The sequence below is a fragment of the Mycobacterium sp. genome (genome assembly GCF_049683935.1).
Lineage (GTDB): Bacteria > Actinomycetota > Actinomycetes > Mycobacteriales > Mycobacteriaceae > Mycobacterium.
The window spans coordinates 1-16,188 of sequence record NZ_JBAUJR010000276.1 but is presented as its reverse complement, the minus strand read 5'-3'; the positions used below and the strand labels follow the sequence as shown (position 1 = coordinate 16,188).

Genomic DNA, 16,188 nt, shown 5'->3' with positions numbered 1-16,188 from the left:
ACGCCCATAGAGCAGTTGGTCCACCAGGCCAAACGAAAACGTCGCTACAGTGCCCACGGAAGGACCCACCCCAATGCGCCACCAGGCTCGGTCAACTCTGAGTTGATTCGCGGCAGTCGTGACCTAAGTGCAAGAGGTGTGTGGGACAAGGAGGGGCTGGAAGGTGATGGTGCTGGTGGGAGGGGGTGTGGGCTGGGAGTGGTGGGAGAAGTGGTGCAGGGGTCAGATGTGGGGGAGTTGGAAGGGTGATTACGTCAGCAGGGGTAGTTAGCATCCGAAAACATGGGCAAAGGAAGAACGAAATCAGGCAATTTGCAACGGGCTTTGGAGGCGCGGCGGGTGGCCACTGCCGAGCGCGAAGCACGCGAGAAGGCGATCCTGCACTCACTGAGCGAGTTTCTGGATGAGCTGGACAAGCTGGCGCATGCCGAAGCAGCGGCGATCAAGGAACAGGAGTCGGCGCGGGCGAAAGCGGCTGAGCAGATCGCCAAGATCGAGTCGGCGTTGAGTGAACGGATCGAGCGGATTCGTCTGAGCGCCGAGGAGAAGACGGTGCGGATCGGCCAGGCCGCCGGCGAGGCAGCGCGGGCGATGCGGGCCAACGGCGAAACGATCGCGAGCATCGCAGCCCAAAGCGGGCAGAGCCAGGCGCGGGTGCGAGAACTGTTGCGCCTGGCCGACAGTGAACACAGCACTGCCCGCGACCGCACGCCTGGTGGGGATCACCCTGAGGGTGCCGGTTCGGTCGATGTGGCCGCGACGGCTGGTGACGAGCCGGTGGGCGACGATGCTGGTGCGGTGGAGCCGGCCGCCGAGGCGTTGAGCGCCTGACGTGCGACCGATGAGTACCCATCCTCGGATGCGGCAGGGTCGTGACTTGATTGTTGACCCGGTCCGGCACGCCAATGAGATCGCGCGGTTCTTCGCGCACGTGGTGCGTGGGCCGGGTCGACAGGATTGTTGGTTGTGGACCGGAGCCATAGGATCAGATGGGTACGGGCGCTTCGCTTTGCGGCGCAACGGCTGGCGGCAGGTGGTGATGGTGCGGCCGCCGCGTTATGCGCTGGCGGCCGCACAGGCGGGGCAACCGCTACAGGGTGACGTGCGGGCGTTGCATGAGTGCGACGTGACATTGTGCGTGCGGGTGGTGACCGCCGAGGAGATCGGTGCCGGTGTGCGGCCGCACGTGATGGCGGGCACTCAGCAGGAAAACATGGAACAGATGGTCACGCGGGGCCGCGGTGGTGGCCGGCCGTCGGTGATTGCCCGCGGTGCTGGGCTTCGTGCTCGACGTGAGCGGGCGCTGGCCCTGCGGGAGGCGGTCCAGTCGGGGTGGGATTCAGCTGCGGTCGAGGCGGCGATGCTCGGGGAGCAGCCGCGGCTGTGGTGACCCGAGGGCGAAGGTGGACGGTTGCGAGCCGTCAGCGGAGCCCGGCCTGTCCTCTGGGGACGGGCCGGGAACCGCTTGTGCGCGTGTGGATGACCTCAGGCGGCGTCGAACAGGCTCATCTGTCCGGACGGTCGCACGGCCAGGACGCGCTCGCGCCAGGCCAGGGCGTAGGTGAGGCAGTTGTTGCAGGCGGCGTGGCGGTGGCCGGGCAGCGGAGCGCTGCGCCTGGCCTGGTAGCTCCAGGAAAGACTGTCTGCGCTTGTGATCCGATGGCCGTAGCGTTTCAGGCCGGTGACCTTGCAGCCGTAGGCATGCAACGGGATCTCCGGGTCGTGGCGTTGGATGGTGGAGAGGATGACGTCGATCTCGGCGGTGCCCTGACGGCGACAGATGGAGCCGACGCCGACGAGGAAGCACTGCGACAGGTCGACGCCGGCGTCGTAGTACATGTCGATGCAGCGACGATAATCGTCGGGCGTCCAGCCTTGCAGAACTGGGACCCATGGAACGTCGTACGCCGGGCCGGGCCAAAGGTCTTGCAGTTCCTGGAAGTTGGCGATGGTGCGGCGTTGGTGTTCACGCACGCTCAGCCCGGTGCGGGCCAGTTGCTCGGGCTCCGTCATCAGATCCTGAGGACTGGCCCACTCCAAGTTGCCGATTTCCTGGTCGTAGCGCCAGACGGCGGCGGTGTAGTCGCGGGCACTGGTGCGCCATTCGCCGAACATCGACAGTTCGGTGAAGCCACCGGAGTCCAACGCCCACCCGGTCAGTGCGCGCGGGAAGCTCTTGCGCGGGGCCAGGCGGCGATGAGAGATGAACAGCGGGACGTTGGCTTGACCGAGCCAACGCACCTCGCTGGTCCCGAGGTAGAAGCGTCTCACGGCGGCGGTCCTTTCGGCGGTGTGGGTGAGGTGGGGTTGGTGGACCCGGTGGGGGTGGGGGGAGCACCCCCACCGGGTGGCTTAGTGGGTCGTCGGGAGTGGTTCGCCGGTGAGGGTTTCCACGACCAGGCCGACGAGGTCGCGGGCGGCGGGCGGGGTGACGGCGTTGCCCGCAAGGCGCACCTGTTCGCGCCGTGTGCCGACCATCTGGTAATCGCCGGGGAAATCCATTGCGGCGGTGATCTCGCGCGGTTCCAGCATCCGGAAGAACACGTCGTTGATGTCGATGGCCGGCGGTGGGGCCGGTGCGGGGCGGCGGGTCAGCAGGCCGTGGCGTTCCAGGGTGGTGACCGTGGGAAGGGCCTCGGCGGCGGGCGTGGTGCCTCCGTTGCCGTAGTAGCTGGTGATCAGCGCGTGGTGGTTGCCGCTGGCGGTGACGGTGGCCAGTGGTTCGGCGACCGGTCGGGCGTCGCAGGAGCCGCCGCGCAGTTCGGCCACGAAGGCGGGGAACGCGATGCCGTCGTTTTCGCGGGTGGTGCGGGTGGGGATCGGCTCGCTGGTCGGCACTGCCTCGGTGCGCCAGGTGCCGCCGGTGGGGATCAGCAAGCCGGTCTCGTTGCGGGTGGTCATCGTCCGTGCGGGTTGATCGACGGGGGCGGCGGTCTTGCCGTCGCGGCCTTCGACGGGGACCAGCAGCGGTGCCCAGTAGCGTTCGATCCCGGCAGTGATGCGGGCCATCGTCTTGTCGGCCAGCGGGCGCTTGCGCTCACCGATGCGGGTGCCGGTCAGCGACCAGTCGATGATGTCGGCGGCAGGCCGGAACAGCGGCTCAACGATCTGGTTGCGGCAGGCGGTGTTACGGCAGCGATAGACATACTGGGAGCGGTACTTTCCCCACGGGGCGCGGTCGAGTCGCTTGAAGGTCTGCATCGCTTGCACGGGGCCGCACTCCGAGCATTCGGCGTAGGGCGAGACCAGCCGAGTGACGTCGGGACGCGCGTCGCCGGTGCGAGTGAAGATCGCATAGAAGCGGTCACGAGATTGCGGGGCGCCAGGGCCGTAGAGCTGAGCGTGCATACTATTTAGGTAGACGATCTGCCCGGTGTAGCCGATGGACTCCATCGCCATGAGCCACGCCTGGAACGGCGGCCAGAACACCACGTCGACGACGTTCTCCACGAAAACTGCGCGGTACTGGTGGTATTCGGCGAAGCGAACCACATCCCACATGGTTGCGCGCGAACGTTCGGCCGCCTCCTCGGGGAGGGTCTCGCCGAACAGGTCGGGCTGGGCGTCCTGACTGATGTAGGTTCTCACGGAACGTGGCGGAATCTCACCGTTGTTGGCGGAATGATGGCGGATCCGCCAGGTTCGTGAGACAAGAAACGAGACAGCGCAACCTGGAGCGATGCCGGACCGGTAGGCGGTTCCTGGCATCGTCTCGTTTCTCTAGATTTGAGACGGGCGGCGGCGAGGCGAGCATGGCGGGGTTTGGCAGGTCTGTTTATCTGGGGGAGGTGACTGCCGTTGGGGGTTGGTTTGTTGGCGCACGTTGTGGCCACCAGCTTGCTTCGCGGAGGAGTGTGGCGATGGCGGGCACGGTGAGGGTGCGTACGAGGAAGGTGTCGAGCAGTAGTCCGAAGCCGATGATGAGGCCGGCTTGGATCATGATGGCTACCGAGCCGACCATGAGGCCGAACATGCTGACGGCGAAGATCAGGCCGGCGGAGGTGATGACGGCGCCGGTGTTGGCGACGGTGCGCAGCACTCCGACGCGGATGTTGCTTCCGGATTCTTCGCGTAGTCGGGAGACCAGCAGCATGTTGTAGTCGGCGCCGACGGCGACGAGGATGATGAACGCCAATAGAGGTACCGGCCAAGCGATTTCGTGACCGAGGATCCACTGAAATACCAGGACGCCGAATCCGATCGAGGCGAGGTAGTTGAGCAGGACGGTGCCGAGCAGGTAGATCGGTGCCAGTAGTGCGCGTAGCAGCAGCACCAGGATGAGGCCGACAATGACGGTGGTGGCCAGCGCAAGTTGGAAGAAGTCTGCCCAGAGGAATCGTTGGATGTCGGAGTTGACGGCGGGGAAGCCGGCGACCGAGACGGTGGCCTCAGCCAGGGAGGTGTTGGGGCGCGCGGCGTTGGCGACGTCGGTGATCTGGTGGGCGAGGTTCATGGCCTCGACGCTGTAGGGGTCGTAGCTGGTTTCGATCATGAACCGTGCTGTTTTGCCGTCTGGTGAGAGGAATTGTTTCGCGACGTCGGTGAATTGGCGGTTCTCGAAGGCGTTGGCCGGCAGATAGAAACCGCTTGCTGAGTCGGAGTCCTGGGCGGCGCGTGCAGAGTTCTGGAGTTGGGTGGCGATCTGGCTCATCCCGGAGAGCATTTCGATGTTGCTGTCGGCTAGGGTGCGCACACCGGTGGCCAACGCTTGGGCTCCGGAGGCGAGTTGGCCGATCCCGTCTTGGAGGCGGCGCAGGTTGCTGGCCAGGTCAGCGGGGTTTCCCAGCGCCCCGAAAGCGTTGTCCAGCGAGGTGACGGCGTTTTGGACGGTGGTGAGGGTGCCGGCGACGGTGGCATTGCTGGCGGGGTTGTAGCGGTCGCCGAGGTCGGCGATTTGGGTGAAGAATCCGTTGTTGCGCAGGGTGGTCAGGATCTGTACTTGGTCGCGGATCTGGGCGCATTGGGGTGTGGTGGCACACCACGGCGAGGTGTTGAGGGCACCGACGAGCGGGTCCAAGGTGGTGATGGCGTGTTGTGCTTGGTCGGCCAGGGGGCGTAGGCCGGGGCCGGCTTGGATGGCCTGATCGACCGCAGGGGCGGTCGCTGAGAGTTGTTGCAGTAGTGGTCGGAACTGGTTGACCTGAGCGCCGGCGGATTGGGCTTGCGTGAGGATGCCCGCCAGGGGGGTCAGTGCGGTGCGCACGGTGGTGTCGAGTTGGGCCAGTCCGCCGGCGAGTTGATCGGCGCCGTCGGTGAGTTTGGTGAGGTCGTCGCGGCGAGCGTTACCGTCGGCGACCGCGCCGGCCATCTTGTCTCCTATTTGACCGTTTTGCCAGGCCAGTTGCGCTTGATCGAGGCGTTCCCCGGTGGGGCGGGTGACGCCGGAGACTTTGGTGACACCGGGAACCTGGGAGACGCGGGAGGCCATTTCGTCGAGGTCGGCCAGTCCTTTGCCGGTGCGCATGTCGGTGGGGTTCTCGACGACGAGGAATTCGGTGATGACGACGTCTTTGCGGAAGTGGCGGTCCAACAGTTGGTAGCCCTGGTTGCTGGCGGTGGTGGCGGGTTGGCCTTTGCGGTCGTCGTAGCTGATTTTGATGGTCGCGGCTACCGCTGACAGCGCGAGCAGGATGACGAGGCTGACGATCAGCAGTGGCACCGGACGGCGCACCACCGCGACGGCGACACTGTTCCAATAGCGGCGGGTGCGATCGGATTTGGGTTCACCGATGCCCCGTTTAGCTGCCAGTGCCAGCACGGGCGGTAGCAGGGTGACGGTGGCCAGGAAACCGAACAGGACCGCGATGGCGCATGCGGGGCCTAGGGCGGCGAACACGCTCAAGCGGGCGAACACCATGGCCAGGAAGGCCAGGGCCACGGTGGCGGCGGAGGCCAGGATGACGCGGCCGATGCTGGCGGTGGCGTGGATGATGGCCTGCTCGGCCGGTACCTGGGCGCGGCGCTGCTCGTGGTAGCGGCTGATCAGGAACACGGTGTAGTCGGTGCCGGCGCCGAGCAGGATCGCGGTCATGAACGCGACGGTGAATTGTGAGACCGGCATGCCCATCTCGCCCAGCGCGGACAGGACGCCGCGCCCGACGGCCAAGCTCAGCCCGATCACCAGCAGCGGCAGCAGCGCGGTGAACACCGACCGGTAGACGATCAGCAGGATCAGCGCGATCATGGCGGCGGTGGCGATCGAGATCAACAGCAGATCATGCTCGGCGGCGGCGATCATGTCACTGAACGTCGCCGGCGGCCCGGTCACCTGCGCGGTGGTGGACGAACCGGCGAACACTTCTGCGGTGATGTCCCGCACCGCCTGGACGGACTCCGCAGCGGTCGGGTCACCCAGCGTGCCGCTCACTCCCACCGGCAGATACCACGATGTGCCGTCGGCGCTGACAGCCTGGGCTCGGGTGACCGGATCGGCCAGCAGATCCTGCACCAGTAACACGTGCTCGCTGTCTGCGCGCAGTCGTTCCAGAAGGCGGTCGTAGCGCTGTTGGGTCGCCGGGGTCAGACCGGCGGGGTCTTCCATGGCCACGAACAGCATGGTTTTCGACCCCTGCTCGTTGAAGGCGGTACTCAGCCGCTCCACCGTTTGCAGCGACGGGGCGTCGCGCGGAATCAAATCCACCGACTGCTGGCGCACCACCGTTTCCAGCTGCGGGAACAGCAGCGCCAAGACGATCGCGGCGCCGATCCACACCCCGATGGTCAAGGCTTTGTGCCGCACAGTGAATCGTCCCAACGCTGCGAGCCGAGCGCTGTATTCACGGCTGGACGCGGGATCGACGGGAGTCTCGCGCCGGGCAGCGCGGGCCGGTGTTACCGAAGAGCCTGCCGTGCGGTCGGCCACCGAACCCCCTAAACGATCAACGATACTATTGGTATCGCTACGCTACATTATGTAGCGAATATCGGATAGTCGATGGGGTCTGCAGCCAGCGGTGGCTTATCGGTTCACGATGTTGGCGTCGTCGCTTTCGGGGATGTCGTGTCGGACCACGCGGACACGCCCGTGCGGCAGACAGGCCATGTAGCCGTGCCGCTTGCCGTACAGCTCCCACGCGGTGAACTGCTCGTCGGGGTCGACGTCGATGCGGTGACCACGGGAGAAGCCCAGGTGCAACCCCCCGTCGTCACCGGACCAGGCCTGGGTGCACACTGCGCCGGCCAGGTTCAGCAGCGGGCGCTCGTAGACCGAGATCTGCAAGGGATTGATGAGGACTGCCTCGGCGGGAAAGCGATCTGCTGCGGGCAGAGTGAGCAGCAGGGGGCGCGAGATGACGACTTCGTTGTAGTCGTCCAGGTCGAGTACCAAGCCGTCGCGCACCGAAACCCGTTGCACGACACAATCTTCGATCCACTGGGTGTACATGGCGTTCTCCTTCGACGCATCATCGAGTCGCACCCCTAAGGGTACGGCAGGTATCGCTGCGATACTAGGAGTATCGTTACGGTTCCTCGGAGTGCGCGGCGGCGCTGTCGAGTAGCCGATGAACGGCCCGGTCGATGCGGTCACGGGTCTCCTCGGCGGACACCCGCCCGCTGATGAAGGCGAGCAGGTTGGCCAGCCAGATGTCGGAGATGAGGCCGGCGACAACCAGATGTGTCGGTGTCGGCTCGCCCGCGCTGAGGGTGCGGGCCAGCAGCGTGTGGATCGTTGCGGCGGCAGAATCAAGTTCCGCGGCGGCGCGGGTGTCGGCCGCGGCGAAAGCCCGGGTCATGGCGTCGGTCAGCAGCGGCTCGCGCTGCCACCGGCCGTGCAGGTGGCTGGTCAGTCGCTCCAATCGCTGCCGCGGTGTGCCGGCACCGGGTGTCCAGGTCCCGGCGACGTCGAGACGCTGAAATTCTCGACTCAGCGCCGCGACCAGCAGATGGGTTTTGGCCGGGAAATAGCGGTACAGCGTGCCCACGGCCATGCCGACGTGCTCGGCGACCGTCCGCATGTGCACCGCGTCGTAACCGCCGGTGGTAGCTATAGCCAGGGCGGCATCCATGATGGCCTCGCGACGACGGGCCGAGACGCGCGAACGCGGCACCCCGGCTGCGTGAACCTGATCGGCAACCGAATACTCCTCGTCGAGCCCGGTGGGCGTGTCGCTCGCTCGGGCGCTGGCGACGGTCATGGTGTGTGATCGCCGCCGCGGCGCGAGAACTGCTCGAGGATCTCCCCAAAACCGCTGATATCGCCGTGGGCGGCGAAATGTGCGGTATCAACCACGATGAATACGGCCGTCGCGGTGAACCGGGTGGCCCCTTCGCAGGTGCCGGTCGCCGCGACGTGCAACGCCCGACCCTCGCGGGCGCTGATGTGCGCGGTGATCCGGTGGGGCCGGTGCAGCGGTACTGGTTGCAGATACTCCACCGTCAGACTGCGCGTCACCGCAGGCGTGCCGGCGATCCACAGCGTGAAGCCCAGCACGTCATCGCAGGCCGCGGCGACGGCCCCACCGTGCGCCAGGCCGGGGGCTCCGATGTGGCGCTCGTCGAATGTGACATCGGCATACACCGAATCCGCACTGCGGTAGACCTCCACATGCAGGCCGTGCGGATTGTCCGGACCACACCCCATACAGGTCGGGGTATGAGAAGGCAGCCGTTCCGACGGCACCGCACGATCTGACACAGAAACGCTCCCGCTACTTCAAGTTTCGCTGCGCTACTGGTAGTACCACAACTGCTAGACTTCCCGGTGCGACATCGCCGAAATCGACCGCCGAGGTGACCCGTGAGCGACAGCAATCAGCCCTCCCTGCCCGATGATGACGACATCGATCCGCGGCGGATCCGGTCACGGAATCGACTATTGGATGCTGCGGCAACACTGTTGAGCACCGGAGGCGTCGAGGCCGTCACTATCGATGCCGTCACCAAAGCATCCAAGGTGGCCCGCACCACCCTTTATCGGCATTTTCAGAGCTCGTCGCATCTGCTTGCCGCCACCTTCGAGCGGCTACTACCGCAGGTAAGCACACCAGCACCGACCAGCGGTTCCTTACGCGAACAACTGATCGAGCTGCTCAGCCGCCAAGCCGCCCTGTTCAACGACGCCCCGCTGCACGTCACCACCCTGGCATGGCTCTCACTCGGCCCCACCGGCGCCAAAGAAGAGACCGACAACAGTCACGCATCCGGGGCACTGCGGGCCCGCGTCGTCGACCAGTACCGCCAACCGTTCGACGCCATCCTCACCAGCTCGAAAGCCCACACCGAACTCGGCAACATCGACCGCGACCTCGCAATTTGCCAACTCGTCGGACCCCTCGCATTCGCACGCATGACCGGCCTGCGCACCATCACGCGCGACGACTGCACAACCCTCATCGACAACTTCCTCGCAACCCACCGCAGAGCCGCCACCCCCGCAGACGTACGCGAAGTCGTTTGAACGGACCCAGGGTGACATCGCCGGCGGAAGCTCACGACGACGCGTCAAACCACGAGATCTGAGACAAGTAATGATTCGACTCGAATTTCTAGAAAAGAGACAGCACCAATCGAACGATGCGCCGTGCCACTTGGACCGCGTTGTAGGTAATGAAGCGGTTCGTGAGACAAACGGCAAGGCGTCGACAGTGAGACGATCTGGATAGCCGCAGTTCAGAGCGTCAAGCGCATGCAGCGAAAAGTGAGAACCTACACTGACGCTTCTTGCCCTGAGCGACGCTGTGCTTGGTGCAGCTGGGGCTGGCCCACAGCAGATCAGTGTTGGGGAAGTAGCGCGGGTCGATCTGCGACAGGTCGGCCTGGATGTGGTCGGCGTCGGGGTGGTTCAGGCTGTGTGTCTCGATGGCCTTGTCCCAGTGGTTGGCACCGACACGGACGGCGACGTTGCCGAAACTTACTGCGCCGGTGGAGCTTCCTCCGGCTCCGCAGAACAGGTCGGTGAGGGTGAAGGTCATGGCTCGAGCCTTTCGTGCTGAGGGTTGCGGGGGTGGTGTGGTCGGAGTCTGAACGGGGGAGCGTCGGCGGCGTTGGGGGTGCCGGGACGGCGGCGGGGCATCGCGACGGTGCAGGCGTAGCTCCAGCGGGCGGCGATGCGCTCGGCCGGGGTCAGGGCCTCCCATTCGGCCTGGGCCTCGGCGTCGGCGATGGCGCCTTCGCAGTAGCCGCACAGGACGCCGAGCATGAACAGCGAGTAGCTGATTCCGCCGGAGCTTTCGCGAATCGAATGGCAAGTGCAGGTGTGCATTTCGGGTGATCCCCCTCCGTTGTGGTTGTCTTTAGTCTACCACTTTGGTAGTGCATAGACAACCACCTTTAGCCCGGGGCGACGACACCGTCGCTGCGGTGCGTGTCGTCCTCGGGCCGGGTGGGGGTGGGCTCTGGTGAGGGCGGGTGTGGTTAGTCCAGTGGTGCGAACAGGTCGAGTTGGGCTCCGGCCTCGGCAAGTCCGAGCGCTCGATTCAGCAGCGTCTGCGACCAGGTGCGCAGCTGGCGGTCACGCCGGTAGTGCTCGTCGTGTTCAGCAGCGCTGGGGTGGTAGCGAGTGCAGGGGCCGGCGTGAGAGTTTCGCGGGGTGTCGGCGTAGGGGCAGTAGCACCACTGCCAGGTGCGCGCGGCCTCGGCTTGTTGGGCGGCCTCAAGCTCGCGAATCTCTGTCTGCATTGCCAGCGGTAGGTTGCGTCCGAAATTGCGTACCTGCGTGGCGGTCACGGCGCAGCGGACCTGATCGGTGCCGAGGCCGGGGCTGGTGAACTTCTGGCCGGAGGTCCAGTAGCTGGTCATCCACTCCGGGGCGCCGTCCAGGGCTGTCTGCATCGAGGCGCCGCCGCTGCGAGCCAGCAGGGCCGCCATCGCGCTGTCGTCGATCATCGCCGCGAGCAACATGCTTCCCGAGGAGCAGCCGACCAGCGCCAGCAGGTGGCGCTGGTCGGGGCTCAGAGTCGGCCGCATGAGGGCACCTGCTTGGCTACCTGGCGGATGACGGCATCGGCACGGTCGGGGCGGTTGCCCGTCCAGTGCTGGCTTCCGGCGATCACCACGGGCACGCTGCGGTAGCCGAGGTCGGTGAGCAGCGCGGCTGCGGCGGTGTCAACGCTGACGTCGATGGTCTTCACTGGCACGCCAGCGTTGGCGAACTGGCGGGCGGTGGCCCGGCACTGCACGCAGCCGGGCTTGGTGTAGAGGGTGATCGCCGGCTCGGCGTCACCGCGGGCAGCGTCGGGGGTCTCTGGCTCGACGGTGAACACGGCCACGGAGCGGTTGAGCGAGACCAGGCACGCGTCATAGCGGTCCAGGCCGCGATCGTGGCGCCATTCCAGCGGCAGTCCGCCGGTGTTGCGGGCGTAGAATTCGGCGGCCGCGATCGCGGACTCCGGGTTTGGATGCTGCTCGGACTTGAGGCCGTACTCGGTCTTGATGGTGCAGATCCACATCGGTTCATTCCTTCCAGTGCCGGAGGATTGCAGGACTGCGGCGTTCATGGCCGCGGGCCCCGTTCGAGGTCGCCTTCGGTGTAGGTGAAGGTGTTGCCCTGGCTGTCGCGCATCGCGTACCAGTAGTTGGCCTTGGACCACACCGTGGTCCAGTCGTTGCGCTCCCAGCGCAGGACGTGCCACAGATCGCGGTCAGCGCCGCCGGGGTGAAATGCCACCCCGGACTGGGGTCGGTAGTGGCCGTTGAGCAGCTCGATCAACGTTTCGACGGTGTCGGCCTGGGCGGCGATGGCGGCCAGGACCGCGTGGTAGTGATCCCAGTACTTGCCGGGCAGCAGCGTCTGAGCACATTCGGAGCAGACCTGGTTGAGGATCTCAACGCTGGGAATCGGCGCGGGGAGAATGTCGCTGGTGATCGCCGCGCGGTCGTGGCCGCCCTCACGGGCCACCACGTCGAGGACGTGTTCGGTGTCGTCGTACTCGGCACCCGGTTCGGTGATCGGCAGAACCGCGTGCTGCGTACACGACGGGCAGAGAATCGCTTCACGGTGGCGGTAGGCGAAAACCGTTGGGGCGTTGGTGAATTGAAGATTCGACACGGGGCGCTCCTCTCGAGGGGTGATGTCTATACACTACCACATATCGGTAGTGTATAGGCTCCCAGTTGGGGTGTTCGTTTGTTGAGTTCGCTTGCGGCTGCGTGCCGTTCGTCCGAGAGGCCGAGGCGGTGGCAGAGGTGGCAGAGGGCCCGGTGAGAGTTCCTGGGTCAGAGGTGGTTTCGCCGTGTCCAGGCGTCTTTTTCCCACCCGAAGACAGGACCATCCGCTGCGTTGCTGGTGTGCGGTGGGGATCGCAGGCAATGCCTGAGTGCAGCGTCGCCGCCCTCTGTTGTGCGTGCAGCGGGTGGAGGTGACCGTGGGGGTTTACGTCGGGCGCGAGACCGGCGTATACCTGCCGGGCAGCGGCTCGTAGTCGGGAAGGCCGGCGGGTGCTCGGAGCGGGACTAGCTGTTGTGACCTGACACGTTGTTGTCAGGCGGCGAGTCGGCTGATGGGTGGGTGTCCGCCGAGGGCGGAGTGGCCTCGTTGAGTGTTGTAGCGGTGTAGGAATCGGTCAAGTCCTCGTTTTCGTAGGCTGTTGGATGTCCAGGGGCGGGCGTAGGCCCATTCGTTGAGCAGGGTGCGGTTGAAGCGTTCGGCTTTGCCGTTGGTCCAGGGGCAGCCGGGTTTGATGAACCGGCGTTTGAGTCCCCAGGCCGTGCACACCCAGCCCCAGTTGGTGCCGTGTCGGTAGACCATGGCGTTGTCGGTCAGCAGCCGACGCACCCGCACACCGTGGCTGGCGAACCATTCCAACGCTCGGTGCAAGAATCCCGCGCAGGTCAGGTCTTTCTCGTCGGTGAGTACCTCGCTGTAGGCCAGCCGGGTGTGGTCGTCGATGGCGGTGTGCACGTAGTCGTAGCCGATGCGGGTCTTCTTGTGCCGGTTGGCCACTGACACCGCGGCGTCGCGGCCGTGCAGGCGCCACCCGCCGCCTTTGGGGATGCGGCCCAGCTTCTTGACGTCGACGTGGACCATTGATCCTGGGGTGCGGTGCTCGTAGCGGTTGGGGCTGCGCCGCGACGAGCGCACCGGCTCACCGGTGATCGGGTCGATTGCACTCAAATGCGGTACCTGGTGACGCGCCAGGATCCGTCCCACCGTCGAGGCGTGCATCCCAAGTTCAGCAGCCAGCATGACTGCGCCACGCTTGCGGCGTCGCCGCGCGGCGAGCACCTTCTTCTCGACTCGGTCGCTGGTGCGCCGGGGCATCCGGTGCGGACGCGAGGACCGGTCAGCGAGGGCTTCGTCACCACCTTCGGCGTATCGGCGCAGCCACTTGTAGACCGTGGCCCGCGAAATTCCCAGTTGTTCAGCAACCTGCGCGGGCGGCCAGCCGGCCGCGACACGCTCCACGATCAAGCGACGTGCGAACAGGTTGGTACGGGCGTTAGCGTGAGACACGAGGACCTCCTACGGGTGAATGCCAGACACATCCACTCCGTCAGGAGGTCCTCCCCATTTCAAGCAGGCGCGCCGTCAACAACCTCTCAGGTCACGACAACTAGCCGGAGGTGGTACGTGATGGGCCGGAGGTCCGGCGGAGTCGGGTCAGTCGTAGAGGTTGGCGCGGCGATCGGCGCAGTCGCCGCAGTAGCCGTCGTAGCCTTCGCCGTCGTTGAGGGGATTGGTGCAGTCCTCGGTGTCGCAGTGGTCGCAGTTGGGGCACAGGCGGCCTGGGCCGGTCAAGGGGAGGTCGCACAGGTCGCAGAATTCGGTGTCGGGCCAGGCGCGGTGGCGGGCGGCGGGGGCCTCGGGGTGGTCGAGGTCGGTGAGCACGGTGGCGATGGTGCGCAGTTCCTCGGGGGTCAGTGTGCGGTTGCGGGGGTCGTTGGTGGTGCCGAGGTACCAGGCGGTGCGGTCCGACCAGATCCGGACGTAGGGGCCGGCGGCAGCGGCGTGTTCGGCAGCGCTGCGGGTGGGGTGGGTGTCGATGGTGTCTCCGGCGGTGTTGATCACCGCCCAGCGACGGGAGTCGATTTTGCGGATGGTCCAGTCAGCAGGGGGGTGGGCGAAGTGATAGCGGACGCTGTCGGCGAATCGGTCGATGCTGGTGGTCATGGCGGGGTCGGTTCCTTCCCTTGGCGGTGATGGGGCGTGTGCGGGGGCGAGATCAGGTGCGTCTGATGTGCCAGCCGCAAGCGGTGGGCACGATCTGGGTCAGTGGGTAGGTGATCGGCGGCAGGTTCGTGTACTGCCAGTGGACGATGGCTGCGTGGTCGGTGACGGCGTGGACGGTGCCGGTGATGCGTCCGGTGCCGGGGTGGATCGCGGCGATGAGGTCGCCGGCGCGGGGTTGCGATGGGCCGGTGTAGGCCAGCGTGGCGGGGTCTTCGCCGGTCAGGGCGCAGCGAGCAGCGGTGTCGGGCACGAATCGGGCGACCAGTTCGTCGGCCAGGTCGATGACGGCTTGTCGGCTGGTGGTGCACATCGACTCGGGGTGGGCGGCTCTGACCTCGGCGTCGGCCTCGGTCTCGTAGAGGTCGTCGCGGGCGAAGAAGTAGGCGCAGAGCAGTTCGCGCAGGGTGTCGTCGGGGATGGTCGGCAGGGGGAGGGTGGGGGTGGTCATGGCTGGGTTCCTCTGGGCGTCAGGCGGCGTTGATGTAGGCGTGGTCGGTGAACAGTGCGGCTGGGCTGGTGGCCACGGCGCGGCCGGTGGCGGCCAGGTAGAACTCGGGACGTTCATGCGGGCGGTAGACCAGGCGGGCGGGGTGGTCGAGGGTGATGTCGGCCAGGCGGCCGGTCACCCAGGCGTGGACCTCGCGGGCCGCACCGGCGGCGATGCGGGCCTGAGCGGCTCGCCCGACGTGCATTGCACAGTCGAGCAGTCCGACGCGGTCGGCGTGGGCGACGATCTTGCCCTTGTGGGGGCCGTCGAGGGCTTTGATCGACCAGGCGCCCTTGTGCAGGTTCTTGTACACCGCCACGCGGCGGCTGGCGTAGGGATCGCGGCCCTGCACGGGGTGAATGGTGTTGGTGCTCATGGTCGGCTCCTGACTGGTGGCGGTGCTCATGACCCGATGGGGTGCAGTTCGGCAAGGTCGAGGAAGGCTCCCTGTTCACCGGCGGCGGCCTCGGCGATGATGTCGGCCATGGACAGGTCGGCGCGGAAGCGGTGCCCGGTCTGGGTTTCGACTGCGGCGTAGCGGCGGGCCAGTTCGGGGTTCAGCCGGGCTGAGCACACCAGGTCCGCGCGGCTGGCCAGCACGCAAAATCGGCAGGACAGTCGGGACATGCCTTCCAGGTAGGCGGGGTGCGGGCGGGTGCCGGCAGAGCGGACCCGCTGCCAGACCTGGGTGGTCGACAGTTCGTGGATGGGGTACCAGTCATCGACGCGGCGGCGGCCGTTGGAGGCTGAGGGATTCGGGGCGTAGGGCTGGCGGCGGGCGCGGGCGCTGCTCTCCTCGGCGCGCAGCCCCATGACGTTGAGCAGATGCACCGGCCGGCCCACCACCTGGTCGCTGTCGCGCAGTTCTGCGACGAGTTTGGTCATCACTTTGCGGATCGGTCCGCGCTTGAAATCTGAAGTGCACCAACGTTGTTGGCTGCTCGGCCACATGCCGCGCTGCTGGACGTGATCGAGGATGGTGTACAGGGCTCCGTCGCGTTCACGGCGGGCCAGCTCAAAGCGCAGTCCGTAGTGGGCGGCGTGTTCGGCGGCCAGTTCCGGCACGCCGTCCCACTCCGCTTCCCCGAGGTCGGCGTGCACCACCACGACCCGGTCGAGGGCGCCAGCCTGTGAGGCTGCCTCGGCTACGACGTCGAGGGCAGCTTGCGAGTCCTTCCCGGCGCTGGAGGACACCAAAATCCAGTCATAGGAACGCAAGTCGGGGCTGTCGCCTGCGGTGACGGTTCCTCGGTCAGTGGTCGCGCTGGTGGCCATCGCCCCTCCTAAGTGGTTGTTTTTAGTCTACCACTAATGGTGGTGTTTAGACAACCACTTCGGGGCGGGGGTGGGACGCGGGTCTCAGCCCGCGTGTCATATTCTCAGCGGGTTTGTCATGCGGCTGTCGTTTGTCTCAGCGGTTTGTCGTCTGGATTCGTCGCGACGAGGAGCAGAAGCCGTCACCGGGCCTTCAACGCAGACCTGGGCGCTGGCACTCCGGGCGTAGTTCGTTCCCGAAGGGGCGTCGGCAGCACCAGCGCGGGGCGGGGGCGACGCCAGCGGGCGCCTACGTGCATCCTCGCCCCCACCAGGTGGG

General features: G+C 66.3%; 19 protein-coding genes. 3 read left to right on the top strand and 16 right to left on the bottom strand.

What is annotated here, in order from left to right:
* The first annotated feature begins 339 nt into the window (after window positions 1-339).
* Window positions 340-831, top strand: a complete 492-nt coding sequence (locus WA965_RS16200; protein WP_236442155.1) for a hypothetical protein — start codon at window positions 340-342, stop codon at window positions 829-831.
* A gap of 28 nt (window positions 832-859) precedes the next feature.
* Window positions 860-1,390, top strand: a complete 531-nt coding sequence (locus WA965_RS16195) for a hypothetical protein (RefSeq protein WP_236442169.1) — start codon at window positions 860-862, stop codon at window positions 1,388-1,390.
* Between the two features lie 95 nt (window positions 1,391-1,485).
* On the opposite strand, the gene WA965_RS16190 is transcribed toward WA965_RS16195, so the two are convergent.
* The 6 genes from WA965_RS16190 to WA965_RS16165 form a co-directional block, all read right to left on the bottom strand.
* Window positions 1,486-2,271 carry a deazapurine DNA modification protein DpdA family protein gene (locus tag WA965_RS16190; RefSeq protein ID WP_236442157.1) on the bottom strand — a complete coding sequence of 262 codons (786 nt, stop codon included), beginning with the start codon at window positions 2,269-2,271 and terminating at the stop codon, window positions 1,486-1,488.
* Window positions 2,272-2,352: 81 nt separating this feature from the next.
* Window positions 2,353-3,588: a DNA cytosine methyltransferase gene (locus WA965_RS16185; RefSeq protein ID WP_236442159.1), complete on the bottom strand. Its 1,236-nt coding sequence runs from the start codon at window positions 3,586-3,588 to the stop codon at window positions 2,353-2,355.
* Window positions 3,589-3,775: 187 nt separating this feature from the next.
* On the bottom strand, window positions 3,776-6,862 hold the full coding sequence (locus tag WA965_RS16180) for an MMPL/RND family transporter (protein WP_069404055.1): 3,087 nt from the start codon (window positions 6,860-6,862) through the stop codon (window positions 3,776-3,778).
* A gap of 96 nt (window positions 6,863-6,958) precedes the next feature.
* Window positions 6,959-7,384 carry a DUF6188 family protein gene (locus WA965_RS16175; protein ID WP_069404066.1) on the bottom strand — a complete coding sequence of 142 codons (426 nt, stop codon included), beginning with the start codon at window positions 7,382-7,384 and terminating at the stop codon, window positions 6,959-6,961.
* Between the two features lie 76 nt (window positions 7,385-7,460).
* Window positions 7,461-8,135 carry a TetR/AcrR family transcriptional regulator gene (locus tag WA965_RS16170; protein WP_526447795.1) on the bottom strand — a complete coding sequence of 225 codons (675 nt, stop codon included), beginning with the start codon at window positions 8,133-8,135 and terminating at the stop codon, window positions 7,461-7,463.
* Window positions 8,132-8,581 carry a PaaI family thioesterase gene (locus WA965_RS16165; RefSeq protein WP_051562215.1) on the bottom strand — a complete coding sequence of 150 codons (450 nt, stop codon included), beginning with the start codon at window positions 8,579-8,581 and terminating at the stop codon, window positions 8,132-8,134. Before WA965_RS16165 ends, WA965_RS16170 begins: the two co-directional genes overlap by 4 nt.
* A 156-nt stretch (window positions 8,582-8,737) precedes the next feature.
* Between WA965_RS16165 and WA965_RS16160 the strand changes: the two genes are divergently transcribed.
* Complete coding sequence (locus tag WA965_RS16160) at window positions 8,738-9,397, top strand: TetR/AcrR family transcriptional regulator (protein WP_069404053.1); 660 nt, start codon at window positions 8,738-8,740, stop codon at window positions 9,395-9,397.
* A gap of 220 nt (window positions 9,398-9,617) precedes the next feature.
* Here WA965_RS16160 and WA965_RS16155 read toward each other — a convergent pair whose 3' ends face one another.
* From WA965_RS16155 to WA965_RS16110, 10 genes are all read right to left on the bottom strand, one after another.
* Window positions 9,618-9,911, bottom strand: a complete 294-nt coding sequence (locus WA965_RS16155) for a DNA cytosine methyltransferase (RefSeq protein WP_236442161.1) — start codon at window positions 9,909-9,911, stop codon at window positions 9,618-9,620.
* Window positions 9,908-10,201: a hypothetical protein gene (locus tag WA965_RS16150; protein ID WP_236442163.1), complete on the bottom strand. Its 294-nt coding sequence runs from the start codon at window positions 10,199-10,201 to the stop codon at window positions 9,908-9,910. Before WA965_RS16150 ends, WA965_RS16155 begins: the two co-directional genes overlap by 4 nt.
* A 152-nt stretch (window positions 10,202-10,353) precedes the next feature.
* Window positions 10,354-10,905 (bottom strand): hypothetical protein, encoded by a 552-nt coding sequence (locus WA965_RS16145; protein ID WP_236442165.1) that lies wholly within the window; start codon window positions 10,903-10,905, stop codon window positions 10,354-10,356.
* On the bottom strand, window positions 10,890-11,387 hold the full coding sequence (locus WA965_RS16140; protein WP_084222946.1) for a glutaredoxin family protein: 498 nt from the start codon (window positions 11,385-11,387) through the stop codon (window positions 10,890-10,892). Before WA965_RS16140 ends, WA965_RS16145 begins: the two co-directional genes overlap by 16 nt.
* 44 nt (window positions 11,388-11,431) lie before the next feature.
* A complete protein-coding gene (locus WA965_RS16135; RefSeq protein ID WP_236442167.1) occupies window positions 11,432-11,986 on the bottom strand; it encodes a hypothetical protein in 555 nt (184 codons plus the stop codon).
* 432 nt (window positions 11,987-12,418) lie between these two features.
* Window positions 12,419-13,390: an IS481 family transposase gene (locus WA965_RS16130; protein ID WP_064898557.1), complete on the bottom strand. Its 972-nt coding sequence runs from the start codon at window positions 13,388-13,390 to the stop codon at window positions 12,419-12,421.
* A gap of 147 nt (window positions 13,391-13,537) precedes the next feature.
* Window positions 13,538-14,047, bottom strand: a complete 510-nt coding sequence (locus tag WA965_RS16125) for a hypothetical protein (RefSeq protein ID WP_236442197.1) — start codon at window positions 14,045-14,047, stop codon at window positions 13,538-13,540.
* 52 nt (window positions 14,048-14,099) lie between these two features.
* Window positions 14,100-14,555: a hypothetical protein gene (locus WA965_RS16120; protein ID WP_236442195.1), complete on the bottom strand. Its 456-nt coding sequence runs from the start codon at window positions 14,553-14,555 to the stop codon at window positions 14,100-14,102.
* Window positions 14,556-14,574: 19 nt separating this feature from the next.
* On the bottom strand, window positions 14,575-14,970 hold the full coding sequence (locus tag WA965_RS16115; protein ID WP_131815058.1) for a L5-gp82 domain-containing phage-derived protein: 396 nt from the start codon (window positions 14,968-14,970) through the stop codon (window positions 14,575-14,577).
* 26 nt (window positions 14,971-14,996) lie between these two features.
* Entirely contained in the window at window positions 14,997-15,869 is an 873-nt protein-coding gene (locus WA965_RS16110) for a phosphoadenosine phosphosulfate reductase domain-containing protein (RefSeq protein ID WP_069404045.1), read from the bottom strand.
* Window positions 15,870-16,188: the final 319 nt, after the last annotated feature.

Excerpts from the sequence above, each read along its gene's own strand:
- WA965_RS16195 (WP_236442169.1), top strand. The coding sequence starts at position 860 with ATGCGGCAGGGTCGTGACTTGATTGTTGACCCGGTCCGGCACGCCAAT.
- WA965_RS16175 (WP_069404066.1), bottom strand. The coding sequence starts at position 7,384 with ATGTACACCCAGTGGATCGAAGATTGTGTCGTGCAACGGGTTTCGGTG.
- WA965_RS16170 (WP_526447795.1), bottom strand. The coding sequence starts at position 8,135 with ATGACCGTCGCCAGCGCCCGAGCGAGCGACACGCCCACCGGGCTCGAC.
- WA965_RS16165 (WP_051562215.1), bottom strand. The coding sequence starts at position 8,581 with ATGGGGTGTGGTCCGGACAATCCGCACGGCCTGCATGTGGAGGTCTAC.
- WA965_RS16155 (WP_236442161.1), bottom strand. The coding sequence starts at position 9,911 with ATGACCTTCACCCTCACCGACCTGTTCTGCGGAGCCGGAGGAAGCTCC.
- WA965_RS16150 (WP_236442163.1), bottom strand. The coding sequence starts at position 10,201 with ATGCACACCTGCACTTGCCATTCGATTCGCGAAAGCTCCGGCGGAATC.
- WA965_RS16145 (WP_236442165.1), bottom strand. The coding sequence starts at position 10,905 with ATGCGGCCGACTCTGAGCCCCGACCAGCGCCACCTGCTGGCGCTGGTC.
- WA965_RS16140 (WP_084222946.1), bottom strand. The coding sequence starts at position 11,387 with ATGTGGATCTGCACCATCAAGACCGAGTACGGCCTCAAGTCCGAGCAG.
- WA965_RS16125 (WP_236442197.1), bottom strand. The coding sequence starts at position 14,047 with ATGACCACCAGCATCGACCGATTCGCCGACAGCGTCCGCTATCACTTC.
- WA965_RS16120 (WP_236442195.1), bottom strand. The coding sequence starts at position 14,555 with ATGACCACCCCCACCCTCCCCCTGCCGACCATCCCCGACGACACCCTG.
- WA965_RS16115 (WP_131815058.1), bottom strand. The coding sequence starts at position 14,970 with ATGAGCACCAACACCATTCACCCCGTGCAGGGCCGCGATCCCTACGCC.
- WA965_RS16110 (WP_069404045.1), bottom strand. The coding sequence starts at position 15,869 with ATGGCCACCAGCGCGACCACTGACCGAGGAACCGTCACCGCAGGCGAC.